The sequence below is a fragment of the Kaistella rhinocerotis genome, assembly GCF_030243905.1.
Taxonomy (GTDB): Bacteria; Bacteroidota; Bacteroidia; order Flavobacteriales; family Weeksellaceae; genus Kaistella; species Kaistella rhinocerotis.
Genome location: NZ_JASSYY010000001.1, coordinates 512,133 through 525,406 on the forward strand (window position 1 = coordinate 512,133; position 13,274 = coordinate 525,406).

Annotated in this window: 13 protein-coding genes; 2 read left to right on the forward strand and 11 right to left on the reverse strand. The window is 42.9% G+C overall.

Going from position 1 to position 13,274, the window contains the following annotated elements; translation table 11 throughout:
• Nucleotide 1 precedes the first annotated feature (1 nt).
• The 4 genes from lpdA to QEP06_RS02385 all read right to left on the reverse strand — a co-directional run bounded on the left by lpdA (nt 2) and on the right by QEP06_RS02385 (nt 5,062).
• The gene (lpdA, locus tag QEP06_RS02370; protein WP_285268909.1) at nt 2-1,393 is read right to left on the reverse strand and encodes a dihydrolipoyl dehydrogenase; all 1,392 of its coding nucleotides are present in this window, start codon (nt 1,391-1,393) and stop codon (nt 2-4) included.
• 62 nt (nt 1,394-1,455) lie between these two features.
• Complete coding sequence (locus QEP06_RS02375; RefSeq protein WP_285268910.1) at nt 1,456-2,082, reverse strand: DUF305 domain-containing protein; 627 nt, start codon at nt 2,080-2,082, stop codon at nt 1,456-1,458.
• Between the two features lie 88 nt (nt 2,083-2,170).
• The gene (locus tag QEP06_RS02380; RefSeq protein ID WP_285268911.1) at nt 2,171-4,600 is read right to left on the reverse strand and encodes an alpha-ketoacid dehydrogenase subunit alpha/beta; all 2,430 of its coding nucleotides are present in this window, start codon (nt 4,598-4,600) and stop codon (nt 2,171-2,173) included.
• 231 nt (nt 4,601-4,831) lie between these two features.
• Nucleotides 4,832-5,062, reverse strand: coding sequence for a hypothetical protein (locus QEP06_RS02385; protein WP_285268912.1), 231 nt, complete (start codon nt 5,060-5,062; stop codon nt 4,832-4,834).
• Nucleotides 5,063-5,599: 537 nt separating this feature from the next.
• On the opposite strand from QEP06_RS02385, the gene QEP06_RS02390 reads away from it, so the two are divergent.
• Nucleotides 5,600-6,973 carry a helix-turn-helix domain-containing protein gene (locus QEP06_RS02390; RefSeq protein ID WP_285268913.1) on the forward strand — a complete coding sequence of 458 codons (1,374 nt, stop codon included), beginning with the start codon at nt 5,600-5,602 and terminating at the stop codon, nt 6,971-6,973.
• Between the two features lie 132 nt (nt 6,974-7,105).
• Here QEP06_RS02390 and QEP06_RS02395 read toward each other — a convergent pair whose 3' ends face one another.
• The 3 genes from QEP06_RS02395 to amaB all read right to left on the reverse strand — a co-directional run bounded on the left by QEP06_RS02395 (nt 7,106) and on the right by amaB (nt 10,408).
• A complete protein-coding gene (locus tag QEP06_RS02395) occupies nt 7,106-7,351 on the reverse strand; it encodes a putative signal transducing protein (protein ID WP_285268914.1) in 246 nt (81 codons plus the stop codon).
• Nucleotides 7,352-7,453: 102 nt separating this feature from the next.
• Entirely contained in the window at nt 7,454-8,788 is a 1,335-nt protein-coding gene (lat, locus tag QEP06_RS02400) for an L-lysine 6-transaminase (protein WP_285268915.1), read from the reverse strand.
• Nucleotides 8,789-8,824: 36 nt separating this feature from the next.
• The gene (amaB, locus tag QEP06_RS02405) at nt 8,825-10,408 is read right to left on the reverse strand and encodes an L-piperidine-6-carboxylate dehydrogenase (protein WP_285268916.1); all 1,584 of its coding nucleotides are present in this window, start codon (nt 10,406-10,408) and stop codon (nt 8,825-8,827) included.
• A 107-nt stretch (nt 10,409-10,515) separates the two neighbouring features.
• Here amaB and QEP06_RS02410 point away from each other — a divergent pair, with 107 nt between their 5' ends.
• A complete protein-coding gene (locus tag QEP06_RS02410) occupies nt 10,516-10,677 on the forward strand; it encodes a hypothetical protein (RefSeq protein ID WP_251833233.1) in 162 nt (53 codons plus the stop codon).
• A gap of 1 nt (nt 10,678) precedes the next feature.
• Here QEP06_RS02410 and QEP06_RS11650 read toward each other — a convergent pair whose 3' ends face one another.
• From QEP06_RS11650 to QEP06_RS02430, 4 genes are all read right to left on the reverse strand, one after another.
• Nucleotides 10,679-11,002: a GNAT family N-acetyltransferase gene (locus QEP06_RS11650; RefSeq protein ID WP_341850003.1), complete on the reverse strand. Its 324-nt coding sequence runs from the start codon at nt 11,000-11,002 to the stop codon at nt 10,679-10,681.
• Complete coding sequence (locus QEP06_RS11655; protein ID WP_341850004.1) at nt 10,971-11,237, reverse strand: GNAT family N-acetyltransferase; 267 nt, start codon at nt 11,235-11,237, stop codon at nt 10,971-10,973. The genes QEP06_RS11650 and QEP06_RS11655 overlap by 32 nt, the downstream gene beginning before the upstream one ends.
• Before the next feature lie 51 nt (nt 11,238-11,288).
• Nucleotides 11,289-12,332, reverse strand: coding sequence for a bifunctional transcriptional activator/DNA repair enzyme AdaA (locus QEP06_RS11660; protein WP_341850005.1), 1,044 nt, complete (start codon nt 12,330-12,332; stop codon nt 11,289-11,291).
• Nucleotides 12,333-12,484: 152 nt separating this feature from the next.
• Nucleotides 12,485-13,084 (reverse strand): DUF2911 domain-containing protein, encoded by a 600-nt coding sequence (locus QEP06_RS02430; RefSeq protein WP_285268917.1) that lies wholly within the window; start codon nt 13,082-13,084, stop codon nt 12,485-12,487.
• Nucleotides 13,085-13,274 lie beyond the last annotated feature (190 nt).

The following is a 13,274-nucleotide window of genomic DNA, read 5'->3' on the forward strand; positions in this document are numbered from 1 at the left end:
ATTATATATGAATCACTTCACCGTAAGCAGCCGCCGCAGCTTCCATAATTGCCTCAGAAACCGTTGGGTGCGGGTGAATAGATTTAATGATTTCGTGACCGGTAGTTTCAAGTTTACGTGCAACGACAGCCTCGGCAATCATATCGGTAACGCCTTCGCCAATCATGTGGCAGCCAAGCCATTCGCCGTATTTAGCATCGAAAATCACTTTCACAAAACCGTCTGTATTGCCGTTTGCAGTTGCTTTTCCACTTGCAGAAAGTGGGAACTTCCCTACTTTCACTTCGTAGCCTTTTTCTTTTGCCTGCTTCTCCGTAAGACCTACCGATGCTACCTCAGGATGACAGTAAGTACAACCCGGAATGTTTGCGTAATCAATCTTTTCTACGTGAAGACCTTTGATTTTTTCAACACACGTGATACCTTCAGCAGACGCAACGTGCGCCAGTGCCTGCGTTGGCAGGATATCGCCAATCGCATAATAGCCGGGAACAGAAGTCTCATACCACTCATTCACAAGAACGCGGCCTTTTTCAACCTGAATTCCAATTTCTTCAAAGCCCTGTCCTTCCACATTGGCAGCAATTCCAACTGCTGAAAGAAGGATGTCTGCCTCAAGTGTAACGTTGCCGTTGGCCGTTTTTACATTGGCCTTCACACCCGCACCGCTTGTATCCACTGATTCTACAGACGAATTCGTCATGATTTCAATTCCTGATTTCTTAAGCGATTTTTCGAGGTGTTTTGATACTTCTTCATCCTCCACCGGAACGATATTCGGCATAAATTCTACCACCGTCACTTTCGTCCCCATTGAGTTGTAAAAGTCTGCAAACTCAACACCGATAGCACCAGAACCCACAACGATCATCGATTTTGGAAGTTCCGGAAGCGCCAATGCCTGGCGGTAGCCGATTACTTTTTTACCATCCTGAGGCAAGTTCGGAAGTTCGCGTGAACGCGCACCGGTTGCGATAATGATATGATCAGCACTGTAATCTGTAGCTTTACCGTCTTTGTCCGTAACCGATACTTTTTTGCCTTTCTGCACTTTGGCAGTACCCATGATGACATCGATTTTATTCTTCTTCATCAGAAATGAAATCCCGCCGCTCATCTTCGTGGCAACGCCACGGCTGCGCTGAACGACTTTGGTAAAGTCGAATCCCGGATTTTCAATTTTATTAAGACCGTAATCTTCGGTATGCTTCAGATAATTAAAAACATGCGCAGATTTCAGCAATGCTTTGGTTGGGATACAGCCCCAGTTGAGACAGATTCCGCCCAGATTTTCTTTTTCGATGATGGCAGTTTTGAAACCCAGCTGCGAAGCTCTGATAGCGGCAACATATCCGCCGGGACCACTTCCGATGACAATAATATCGTAGTTCATGTGTTAAAAAAATTTAGTGCGAATTTACGAAAAATTCGCGTCTAAGCGGTGCCGTGGGTGCGTTAGTTTTTATTCAGCCAATCTTTTAACTGAGTAATTTCAGCGTTTTGCGTTTTCACGATATCTTCTGAAAGTTGCAGCAGTTCCTTTTCTTTGCCATATTTTAGATAAACTTTAGCCATATCCACCGCACTCTGATGATGCGGAATCATCTGCTGTGCATAATCTTTATCGATATCATTGTGAACCGGTATATTTTTATCCATCATACTGGACATCGACTGATTGAGTGCCTGCACGAATTCTTTACTGTCAGCTGACGCATCTTTTCGGTCCTCATACTTTTTCATCAGGTGGATTTCTTTATTTTGGGTTTCGGTCACTTTTCTTGCAAAGGACTTCAGCTCCTCATCTTTACCTTTTTCGAGCAGCAGTTCGGACATGTCTACCGCGCCTTCATGATGTTCCTTCATCATCCGCGAAAAATCTGCGTCATTGTTCCCGGTAATTGCATTGCTGTGCATCTCTTCCATCATGTCTTCCATCTCCGCAATCATTTCATTCTGCTGCACGGGCCTGTTTTCTGTCATGGCGGTATGTTCGGCTACCGCAGTATTGGTTGGGTCTTCTTTCTTACTGCACGACACTGCTAAGGCAGCAACTAACAGCGAAACGACAAGTTTATTCATAATTTTAATATTTAAAAAAAACCATGCAACCTCTCTGCCAGAAAAAAAGCAAACCGAAGTTTGCTTTTTATTTTAAGTTTTCTGAAAATTAAATCTGCGGAAATTTCGCGGGATCGCTTTCATTGAATACCGCATAGACCTTCTCCACGATGTCGTCCACACTCGGTTTGCTGAAGTAATCGCCGTCACTAGCATACGCCGGACGGTGGTTTTCGGCACTGATCGTGAGTGGATCTGAATCCAGATAACGGAAAGCTTTCTGCTTTTCAAGGATTTGCTGAAGGATGAAAGCGGATGTTCCACCTTCCACGTCTTCATCGATTACGACAAGACGGTTGGTTTTCTTCACGCTTTCAGCAATTTCGTGAGTCAAATCGAATGGGATAAGTGACTGCACATCGATCACTTCCGCCGAAATCCCAATTTTCTCAAGCTCCGTAGCGGCTTCCATTACCAGTCTCCAGGTAGAACCGTACGTTACTAACGTGACGTCTCTGCCCTCTTTCGTAATTTCGATTTTTCCAACCGGAACGGTGAATTCGCCGAGGTTTTCAGGCTGTTTTTCTTTAAGACGGTAACCATTGAGACATTCCACAATAAGCGCGGGTTCGTCACTTTGCAGCATCGTATTATAGAATCCGGCAGCCTTTGTAAGGTTCCGCGGAACCAGGATCAGAATTCCTTTTGACAGATTGATGATTCCGGCCATCGGTGAACCTGAATGCCATACACCCTCGAGTCGGTGTCCGCGCGTGCGGATAATAACAGGTGCTTTTTGTCCGCCTTTCGTTCTGTACTGAACGGTTGCCAAATCATCGCTCATGCCTTGCAGGCAGTAAAGAATGTAATCTAAATACTGAATTTCGGCAATTGGTCTAAGGCCTCGCATCGCCATACCGATACCCTGACCGAGGATGGTTGCCTCGCGGATCCCCGTATCAGCGATACGAACGTCACCATATTTTTCCTGCAATCCTTCAAGTCCCTGGTTTACGTCACCGATATTTCCGGCGTCTTCACCAAAAACTAAGGTTTCAGGATATTTTTCAAAGATTTTATCAAAATTATTCCGAACAACTACACGTCCGTCCACAGTCTCCGAATTATCGCTGTAAACTGCCGGAACTTCCTGTACATTGGTAGCTTTCAGCATCGATTGCGAGTAGAGATGTGAGGAGTAATTGTCCTTTTCTACAGCATAGATCTCATCAAGTTTGGCTGCAAGTGCCTGTCTGTCTGCTGAATCGTTATCACGGGTCAGTAGAAGCGTTTTTCTCGCCAGATGGAAGATATCTTTCTTGGCTACGGCAATTATTTTACTGAATTTTTCAATTTCCGATGATACCTCCGGATTCGCTTCCTTTAATTTTTCTACAAGCGGTAGGATTGTGTTTGTAAGGTCGCTAATGGGCTTCTGGTAATTTTCCCAGGCTTTTTTCTGCCCTTCTTTTACGAATCTTTTCGCCTCATTATCAATTGCATCGAGCTCTTCTGCAGTGGCAAGGCTTTCGTCTTTTCCTTCGATTTCGATCGCATAGTCTAAGATCCACTCGCGGAACTTCGCCAGGCCATCAAATTCACCTTCCCATTTTAATCTCTCTTCATTTTTATAACGCTCATGTGAACCCGAAGTTGAATGCCCCTGCGGCTGCGTAACTTCTATCACATGCACGACTACCGGAACACTTTCGGTTCTTGCAAAATGTTCTGCACGTGCATAAGCATCGAGCAATGCAGGATAATCCCAAGCTTTTACCTGAATGATCTCACAACCTTGGTTCTCGCCTTCTTTTCTTTGAAAACCCGACAGCATTTCAGCGATGTCGGCTTTTGCACGCTGATTTTGTGTCGGGACAGAAATTCCGTATCCGTCGTCCCAGATCGATACAATCATTGGCACCTGCAGCGCACACGCGGCATTTAGAGATTCCCAAAAATGTCCTTCCGCAGTGGATGCGTCACCTATAGTACCGAATGCGACTTCATTTCCGCCGTTAGAAAATTTTTCAGAACCTTCAAACTTTACACTCTTATATATATTGGAAGCCAATGCAAGCCCAAGCAAACGCGGCATCTGTCCGGCAGTTGGGGAAATATCAGAAGAAATGTTTTTCTGCTGCATCAGGTTTTTCCAGGAACCGTCTTCATTAAGACTTCTTGTCGCATAATGCCCATTCATCTGGCGGCCGGCCGAAGCCGGCTCCCGGTCTACGCTCGTGTCAGCATAAAGCTGAGCAAAGAAACTTTCGACGCTTACAGCGTTGATCGCCATCGCAAAAGTCTGGTCACGGTAATAACCTGAGCGGAAATCTCCGTTTCGGAAAACTTTAGCCATTGCCAATTGCGGCAACTCTTTACCGTCACCGAATATTCCAAATTTTGCTTTTCCGGTAAGAACTTCACGGCGGCCCAGATAAGACATCTCGCGGGATATTCTGCCGAGTCTGTAATCTTCAATCACCGAGTTTCTGAAATCGCGGAAGGAGACTTCCTGTGTTTCTATATAAGGGGCTTCCATATGAATCTTCGTTTTTACAAATATAAATAAATGATATGGTTTGCCACAGCCCAATTCCCAATTTTACGGAAATAATAATTTAACAGGGTAAAAATTATCATTATGGAATGTTTATTTTTGCAGCCAACAAAACGCCCGTGGTGTACAGGTTGGTATAAAAAAGATTCTTCCGCGACAAGCGCGGAAGAACCAAACACAAATGATGAAAAAAAAAATATATAGATTAGGGGGTTACTTTTTTGGAGGTGGAATAATTTCCCCATCGACTTCAAGATTTGAAGTTCCTGCTGGTTCTGTATTCGTACCCTGTACGTTGTGACTGTCGTCTAATTTACTTGTAGAATCCTGTACTATTTTTAAAGTGGCGGCCTCTGTTGGTGATAATGCTTCGTCTGGCTGTCTGCAAGACTCTAATGTATAGGTAGTGAAAACTACGGCTGCGATAAGTGCAAATTTTTTCATGCGTTTTATTTTTGACAAATGTAGGACAGCCACCAGATGCACCGCAAGTTTTGCAACCGTTAGTTTATAAAAAATAACAAGTAATTCATAAAATTGATGGCGGATTTTAAAAAAAATAGCAGTATTATTGTAAAACAAATGATGAAAAATGATTTATCTACCTGCTAATCATTTTATTACGGTTTTATGCTGTTGAAGTTTTTCCGCCTTGTAATTTTTCTTTTCTGCATCACCTTTTGCATAAATATTTATGCACAAGACACTAAATATGCTAATCTGAGCAATGAAGAAATAGAAAAATTGATTGATTCGAACACAAATGATTCGGATAAATTGTGGCAACTTATAAATATTTACATAGAAAAGTCATTAAAGGAAAAAAATAATGAATCGCTATTCTATGCTTATCGGTATGCCAGTATCAATAGTAAGTATCCTCGCAACTTAGAGTTTGCTGATCGCGCGCTGGAAACGGCAAAAAACTCCGGAATAAGTAAACTCCAACTTGACGCATACTTAAATCGGGGCATTATTCAAATGTCTGAAGAACTCTACCAACAGGCATTGAGTGATATTTTGATTGCTAATAAACTTTCTCAAACTTCACAGGACGAATACATATATAATAAGACGATCTATTTTATCGGACAAAACAAGATATATCTTGGGCATTATGAAGATGCAAAGAAAGAACTGGAAACATGTGTTAGTTTTTTCAAAAATAATCTTCAAACAAAAACCTCACTTGGAAAGAACTACGAAATTTACTACCTATACTCTCTACTAAGCTTAATTGATTCCAACACCAGGCTTGGCGGATTCACTGAAAACAAAGTATTATTAGACGAAGCCTTTTCTTACATTCAAGAAAACAAGCTTGATCAATATTTACCATACTTCATCTCCTCTGAAGGTACTACCGCTTACTACAAGAAAGATTACGAAACCGCCATCTCAAAACTTTCCGAAGCCATCCGGCTCTACAACGACCAATGGCCGCATAACACCGAAGTCTATTACCTCGGTCTTTCCTACTGGCACACGGGAAAGCAGAAATTGGCAATAAAATACCTCGAGGAAATCGATAAACATTATACCAAAACTAAAAAACTGGATCCGCAGTTCCGTTCGGCCTATGAAATTTTAATTACCTACTATAAAGCCGCCGGAAATACTGAAAAGCAGCTCGAATACATTGACAAGCTGATGGTACTCGACCGTTCCTACGAGAAAAATTATAAGTACCTCTACCAAAGAATCGTAAAGGAATATGATACGAACAAACTGGTGGCAGAAAAAAACCGGATTGAGAACACCCTGCAGAAACAGCGGATCATGTTCGTGGGACTTGTCGCACTGCTCATCGCTGGTTTTGTGTTTTTTGGTTTCAGGATTTATAATGAAAAGCAGAATTACAAGAAACGCTTCGAAGAGATCTTGGCTCAGCGGGATGATCACCCCGCCGAAGTGAGCGCAACGGTGATTGAAGACGGAAAATTCGAAGACCAACAGAAACTGGATTATGATTTTTACAACAAAATTCCGGGGCTCAACCCAATTTTTGTAGAAAACATCCTGCAACAACTTGAAATTTTTGAGAAGGAAAACAAATTCCTCGATTCTCAGGTTTCGCAAAAGCTGCTGAGTGAGGAGCTTGGAACCAATTCCACTTACTTTTCAAAAATCATCAATACCTACAAAGGCAAAAACTTCACGCTTTACATCAACGATCTGCGACTCGATTATATCATTGAGCACCTGAAAACCGACGTGAAATACCTGAATATGGATGTGAAAGAACTGGCGTCAATTGCCGGATTCTCCAGTGCCGAAAACTTTTCGGATAATTTCCGCCGCAAGTTCGACCTGAAACCTTCTGTATTCATCAAGATGATGAAGGAAAAATTGTAGAGATACTTTAATCCAAATATTTTGCTCTGCAATTAATTAACTCCAAAAACACATTTCCCAATAAAAAACCGGAACTCAAATAGTTGAGCTCCGGTTTCTGTAAAACGTAAAATTTAAATTATGAATCTATAATTAGGGGTTAGTATTCATTTTAGTGTCTGAATTTTTCAAAAATTCATCGATGATTTCAAAGGCTTTCTGCTCATCCGTGAGGTTTACCATAAGGCGGATCGTATTAGCAGTAGGCGTCGTAGTGAAAGACATATATTTATCATTTACAAATACGGGGATTTCCTGATTTTCCAGTTTTGACCTCATTAATTGGATTTCCGACGCATTTTCACTTTCAAAAACCGATACCCTTGTCTCTCTTTCCATACACTACTCTATTTTTGAATTCTAAAATTACAATTTAAATCTTGAAATAAATGTTAAAGTAATATTAAATTACAAAAAATTTAAAATTTCTTTAATCATAATTTAAATTTTCTCAATATTTGCTGCCATTTTATCCAATGCAATCTGAATTTCATTTGTTTTTACATTCAGGTGAGGACGGAAGCGCACAGAGCGGTCGCCGCAAGCCAACAGAATTAACCCGTCATCGTAAAGAATCTCTCTAAGGCGGTCACGCATCATCCCGGTTGGCAAATCGATGGCGCACATGAGACCGCGGCCACGCGCGTTCGAGAAAGTCTGCGGATATTCGGCCGCTAATTTCTGAAGGCCATCCAGCAAATATTCACCAACAATTCTGGCGTTCTCTACGAGGTTTTCTTTCTCAATAACTTCCAAAGTCAGTTGAAAACGCAGCATGTCCACAAAATTACCGCCGAATGTGGAATTGATTCTCGAACTTTCGCGGAATACATTCTGTGGTATTTCATCAAATTTCTCTTTGTTGGCCAAAACCCCGCAAACCTGTGTCTTTTTCCCAAATGAAATAATGTCAGGTTTAGCCGTGAAATGTTCGAACGCCCACATTTTACCGGTGATTCCGATTCCGGTCTGCACTTCATCAAAAATCAACAAAACCTCATTTTCGTCGCAGATTTCACGCAAGCCGGTGAAAAACTCGTCGCGGAAATGGTGGTCACCACCTTCGGCCTGGATAGGTTCAATAATGATGCACGCCACCTGATTTGGGTTACTGATGATTGCTTCCTGAATATGCAGCAGCGCAAGCTGTTCGTTCTTGATGGTTTCTTCCAAATTCTCCTCGGTAACCGGGAAAGTGAGGTGCGGATTCGTGATCCTTGGCCAGTCGAATTTCGGGAAATACTGATGTTTACGCGGATCCGACGTGTTTGTTAGGCTTAATGTATAGCCACTTCGCCCGTGAAAAGCTTGCTTGAAATGGATGCAGATTCCGGCTTCCAGATCGAGACCTTTCTCAAAATTCTTGCGCGTCTTCCAGTCAAAACACGCTTTCATCGCATTTTCGACCGCTAAGGCGCCGCCTTCGATAAAAAAGGTGTACTGTAATTCTTTAGGAATGGCAACGCGCGAAAACACGTCCATAAAATCTGCAAATTCCTGCGAATATACATCTGCAAGCGTGGGTTTGTTCACGGCAAGTTTGCCGAGCCACGCAGATCTTTCCATTAAATAAGGATGGTTGTAACCGATGGAAGCCGAGCCAAACATTGAAAACATATCCAGGAAATCCCGGCCGCTCAGGCTGTCGTGAATCCAGCTGCCCTTAGATTTTTCGAAATCCATTACGAAATCGAAACCGTCTGCAAGCATATGTTTGCCAAGTGTTTCCTTTACTTTATTGGTAGTTTGAGGTGAAGAAGCGAGTACGTCGTTCATAGCTGAAAATTGAATTAGTTAGATGAAATAAAAGGATTAAACAGCGTCTGTTTCGTTCTTCGCGTCACCGCTTAAGTCGAATTTGATTCCCTGGGCTAAGGGCAGGCTGGCTGTATAATTAATGGTATTGGTCTGGCGTCTCATGTAATATTTCCATACATCGGAACCCGATTCCCGGCCACCTCCGGTCTCTTTTTCACCACCGAATGCACCGCCGATTTCAGCGCCTGAAGTCCCGATATTTACATTGGCTATACCGCAGTCTGATCCGGCGTGGGATAAAAACAGTTCAGCTTCGCGGAGGTTTTGCGTCATGATAGCCGAACTTAATCCTTGCGGAACATCATTCTGAAGTGCGATCGCCTCTTCGAGCGTTTTGTATTTAATTAAATACAGGATCGGAGCAAAGGTTTCGTGCTGCACGATCTCGTACGAGTTTTCAACTTCTGCAATGCAGGGTTTCACATAACATCCGGATTCATAGCCGTCACCTTCCAGCACGCCGCCTTCTACGATAAAATTTCCGCCTTCTTGCTTGCATCTTTCTATTGAATCAAGGTATTGCTTCACCGCATCTTGGTCGATAAGCGGACCTACATGATTGTTTTCGTCCAGTGGATTCCCGATCTTCAACTGGCCGTAAGCCTGTACCAGACGGTTTTTCACTTCGTCATACACAGAATCATGGATGATGAGCCTTCTTGTCGAAGTACATCTCTGCCCTGCAGTGCCTACTGCGCCAAAAACAGCGCCAATAATCGACATATCCAGATCGGCATTTTCGGTAATGATGATTGCGTTGTTTCCGCCAAGTTCTAAAATTGATTTGCCGAATCTTTCCGCCACGTTTTTTCCGACAGTACGACCTACTTTGGTAGATCCGGTGAAGGAAATAAGTGCTACATTCTTATCACTAACAAGCATTTCACCGATTTTATGGTCGCCCACAATCATCGTAGAAATGCCCTCAGGCATATTGTTCTCTTTTAATACTTCATTGATGATATTTTGGCAGGCGATGGCGCAAAGCGGAGTTTTTTCTGAAGGTTTCCAGATGGTGACATTTCCACAAATCCACGAAAGCGCCGTATTCCAGGACCAAACAGCCACCGGGAAATTAAAAGCCGAGATAATACCGACAATTCCCAGCGGATGATACTGCTCGTACATGCGGTGGCCGGGACGTTCGGAATGCATAGTGTAACCGTGAAGCTGCCGCGAAAGTCCTACCGCAAAATCACAGATATCGATCATTTCCTGCACTTCACCCAGACCTTCCTGCAAGGACTTCCCCATTTCATAGGAAACGAGTTTTCCCAAATCATCCTTGTACTCACGGAGTTTCAAACCGAACTGACGAACCAGCTCCCCTCTTTTCGGGGCCGGAACCATGCGGAATTCCTTGAAAGCAGATTTTGCTTTCTCAATTACTGTTTGATAATCCTCAGGATTGGCAGTTTTAACTTTAGAAATCAGCTGTCCGTCAGTTGGCGAAAAACTTTCGAGCATGTCGCCCGTGGCAAAAAAAGCTCCGCCAGCAGAGACACCATTATTTTCATTTGAGATTCCTAAATTTTTCAGCATTTGCGGAATACCGTAATCCGTGGTTTGTTCGGTCATGTTTAATTTTATTTTAAAGATGCCCTAATTTACAAATTTTTGCCAAACGGGAAAATTTAAATGAACCTTAAAAATATCATTTTATCTTTGCCGCAGAAAATTTAAAAATGGAGAATCAGCAACAAAACGGCGACACCAATTCGAAAATGAAAATATGGCTAAAACGCGTCGGGATTGGCGGCCTGATCTTTTTCACCCTGAAAGGCATCGCCTGGCTTTTCATCTTTTATTACGGTGCTGAATTTTTGCAGCAGTGTTCCGCCAAATAATTCAATGCAGATTGGGCTTGGTGAGCCAGTCTTCTTTAGAAATCCAGTATTCTACATTTTTACGGTCGGGTTCGCCGTGGTAGGCCACCACTATTTCGCCCTTCAGCTCTGCACCAAGTCTTTCCATGGCCGTTCGCGAACGCCAGTTTTCTGCTCCGACGTGGAATTTAACCAATCGCACATATTTGAATATATAATCGAGCATCAGTTTCTTGACCTTCGGATTGATTTTGGAGCCCCAAAATTTTGTGCCGTAAAAGGTATAGCCAATGAATATTGAGTTTTCTGCTTCATCAAAATCGTAAAACCGGGTACTGCCGGCCACTTCCCCCGCTGGTTTTATCGAAAATTAAAAATGCACCGCAGGAAAGTATCGCACCTTCAAAGAACTTTTTAAAGACCTCGCGTTCGTAGCGGTTTTTATTGGGATGCATTTCCCAGACTTTCGGGTCAGAAGCTACTTCGTACAACATTTCAAAATCAATTTCCTGAAGCGGAACAAGTTTTACCTCCTCATTTTCAAGTGTTGGCTGCAGAAAGTTTTCCATACCTTTTTTCATTAAAGATAATGATTTTGACAAATCCTTTTGGACAGAATTAAGCAGTTTGCCTTAGAAAAGCAAGGCTTGCTCGAGCTCAAGCAATTTCTGCTTGCGCCAGATGCCACCGCCGTAGCCGGTGAGCGTACCATTGGTCCCAATCACGCGGTGACATGGGATGATGATTGAAATTTTGTTCAGGCCGTTTGCATTCGCCACGGCACGCACCGCTTTCGGATTGCCTAAAATATTTGCCTGCTGTTGGTAGCTTCTGGTGGTCCCGTACGGAATTCCGCGAAGTACTTCCCATACTTTCTTCTGGAATTCTGTACCCACAAGGGAAAGCGGCACGGTGAAAATCTGTCTTTTGCCTGCGAAATATTCGACAAGTTCCTGTTCTAAAATTTTAAAATGTGGATTTTCACCCTGAATGATATTCGCATTAAAATGTTTTGAAATCTCCTTTAATTCTGTGGGCAGCGCTTTTCTGTCGGAAAACTCGAGCATGCAGATTCCGTTTTCATCAGCGCACGCGATCATGGTTCCAAGCGGCGTTTCGATTCTTTTCAAATCGACAACCTTCTCACTTTTTGAATTTTTCGGCGACACGCCAAAGATGTTTTTAAAACTGTCATTAAAACCGCTCAGACTTTCATAACCACTATCAAAAGCCGCAGCGGTCACATTGTCGCCGGAATTCAGTTTTTTAAAAGCCGAATTCAGCTTAAACATCCGCTGAAAGGCGTGAAAAGTGATTCCGTGATGTTTCAGAAACCAGCGGCGAACCGTGGCGGGCTCCAGACCTCTTTCCACCAGATTATAATCTTTAAACTTCAAGGACGGATCAGCCGCCAGTTCATTTAGTAAACTTTGGATTCCGACCGGGGTCTCGTCGGGATTTTCTAGAGGTTTACAGACTTTGCATGGCCGGTAACCTTTCAGGATGGCCTCTTTGGTCGTATTGAAAAATTCCACATTTTCAAACTTCGGTTTGCGCGCGGTGCACGTTGGCCGGCAGAAGATTCCGGTGGTTTTCACGCCCATCCAAAAAACGCCTTCAAACTCGGGGTTTTTGTTGAACGAGGCCTGATACATTATTTCGTTTGAAATTTCCATCACGTAAATTTAAAGCAAATTTAAGCGCGCGGAAAAATCTTTACAACCGAAAACTGAACAGGTATTTTTTTAAGATTAAATAAAAAAATGTCCCAAAAATTCGAGACATTTAAATTGAAATTTAAGTTGGTAAGCTAGGGAATATATTCCGTTTATTTCTTAGCTGCCGCATCACGTTCAATCTGGCGGATTTCTTTCAGCTTTTCAACCACTTTTGCCACCGCATCAGGATTTGCCGCTTTCACAGGAACCGTTACCTTAGTTTGGTCCCATTTCACCACCATATCTACAGAATTGTCGTCCATGGGAGTGAGTTCGATACCGAACCACTCCTGCTTTTCCGCGAGTTTCTGTACAGGCACGGTAATTTCGGTGACATTCAGTTTTTCGTCATAGGCGTATGCGCCCCACTGCTGCGCATCTTTGTTCAGGATGACTTTCCACTCCTTTTCTGTAGGAATCACGAACAAACCGTAAGTTCCGGCCGGCACCGTTTTTCCGCCGAAGTTGACAGGCTGTGCAAAGGTAATTTTAGTAGAACTGTTGGCACCCGCTCTCCACACCTTATTATAGGGTACCAGGTCGCCGAAGATCTTTCTGCCTTTTACACCCGGCCGGCCATAATCTACTGAAATCTTGGTGGTAGAAAACTGCTGTTCTACTGACTGTCGCGGGCTGGCTGCCGGCAGATTGTGCTGCGCGAACGCAAACAGCGAGGATGAGATTAAAGCTGCAATCAATAGTTTTTTCATGGGATTTTTTTTTAAAGATAGAAATTTTCAGGCATACACAAGTGAATTTTTACATGTGCTTTGGTTTGAATTTTAGGCTTAAGGGAATTGTTCATTTCATCTGAAGGGATCGTAAAGTTTCAGAAATCTGCCCTAAACTTATTCATTTTTTGTGGTATTCCGTTCGGATTCAGATTATTAGAAGACCGTG

Coding starts and splice junctions, on each gene's coding strand:
- QEP06_RS11660 (WP_341850005.1), bottom strand. CDS start 12,332: ATGGAAATTTCAAACGAAATAATGTATCAGGCCTCGTTCAACAAAAAC.
- QEP06_RS02390 (WP_285268913.1), top strand. CDS start 5,600: ATGTCTGAAGAACTCTACCAACAGGCATTGAGTGATATTTTGATTGCT.
- QEP06_RS02410 (WP_251833233.1), top strand. CDS start 10,516: ATGGAGAATCAGCAACAAAACGGCGACACCAATTCGAAAATGAAAATA.
- QEP06_RS11655 (WP_341850004.1), bottom strand. CDS start 11,237: ATGAAAAAAGGTATGGAAAACTTTCTGCAGCCAACACTTGAAAATGAG.
- lat (WP_285268915.1), bottom strand. CDS start 8,788: ATGAACGACGTACTCGCTTCTTCACCTCAAACTACCAATAAAGTAAAG.
- lpdA (WP_285268909.1), bottom strand. CDS start 1,393: ATGAACTACGATATTATTGTCATCGGAAGTGGTCCCGGCGGATATGTT.
- QEP06_RS02380 (WP_285268911.1), bottom strand. CDS start 4,600: ATGGAAGCCCCTTATATAGAAACACAGGAAGTCTCCTTCCGCGATTTC.
- amaB (WP_285268916.1), bottom strand. CDS start 10,408: ATGACCGAACAAACCACGGATTACGGTATTCCGCAAATGCTGAAAAAT.
- QEP06_RS02375 (WP_285268910.1), bottom strand. CDS start 2,082: ATGAATAAACTTGTCGTTTCGCTGTTAGTTGCTGCCTTAGCAGTGTCG.
- QEP06_RS02430 (WP_285268917.1), bottom strand. CDS start 13,084: ATGAAAAAACTATTGATTGCAGCTTTAATCTCATCCTCGCTGTTTGCG.
- QEP06_RS02395 (WP_285268914.1), bottom strand. CDS start 7,351: ATGGAAAGAGAGACAAGGGTATCGGTTTTTGAAAGTGAAAATGCGTCG.
- QEP06_RS02385 (WP_285268912.1), bottom strand. CDS start 5,062: ATGAAAAAATTTGCACTTATCGCAGCCGTAGTTTTCACTACCTATACA.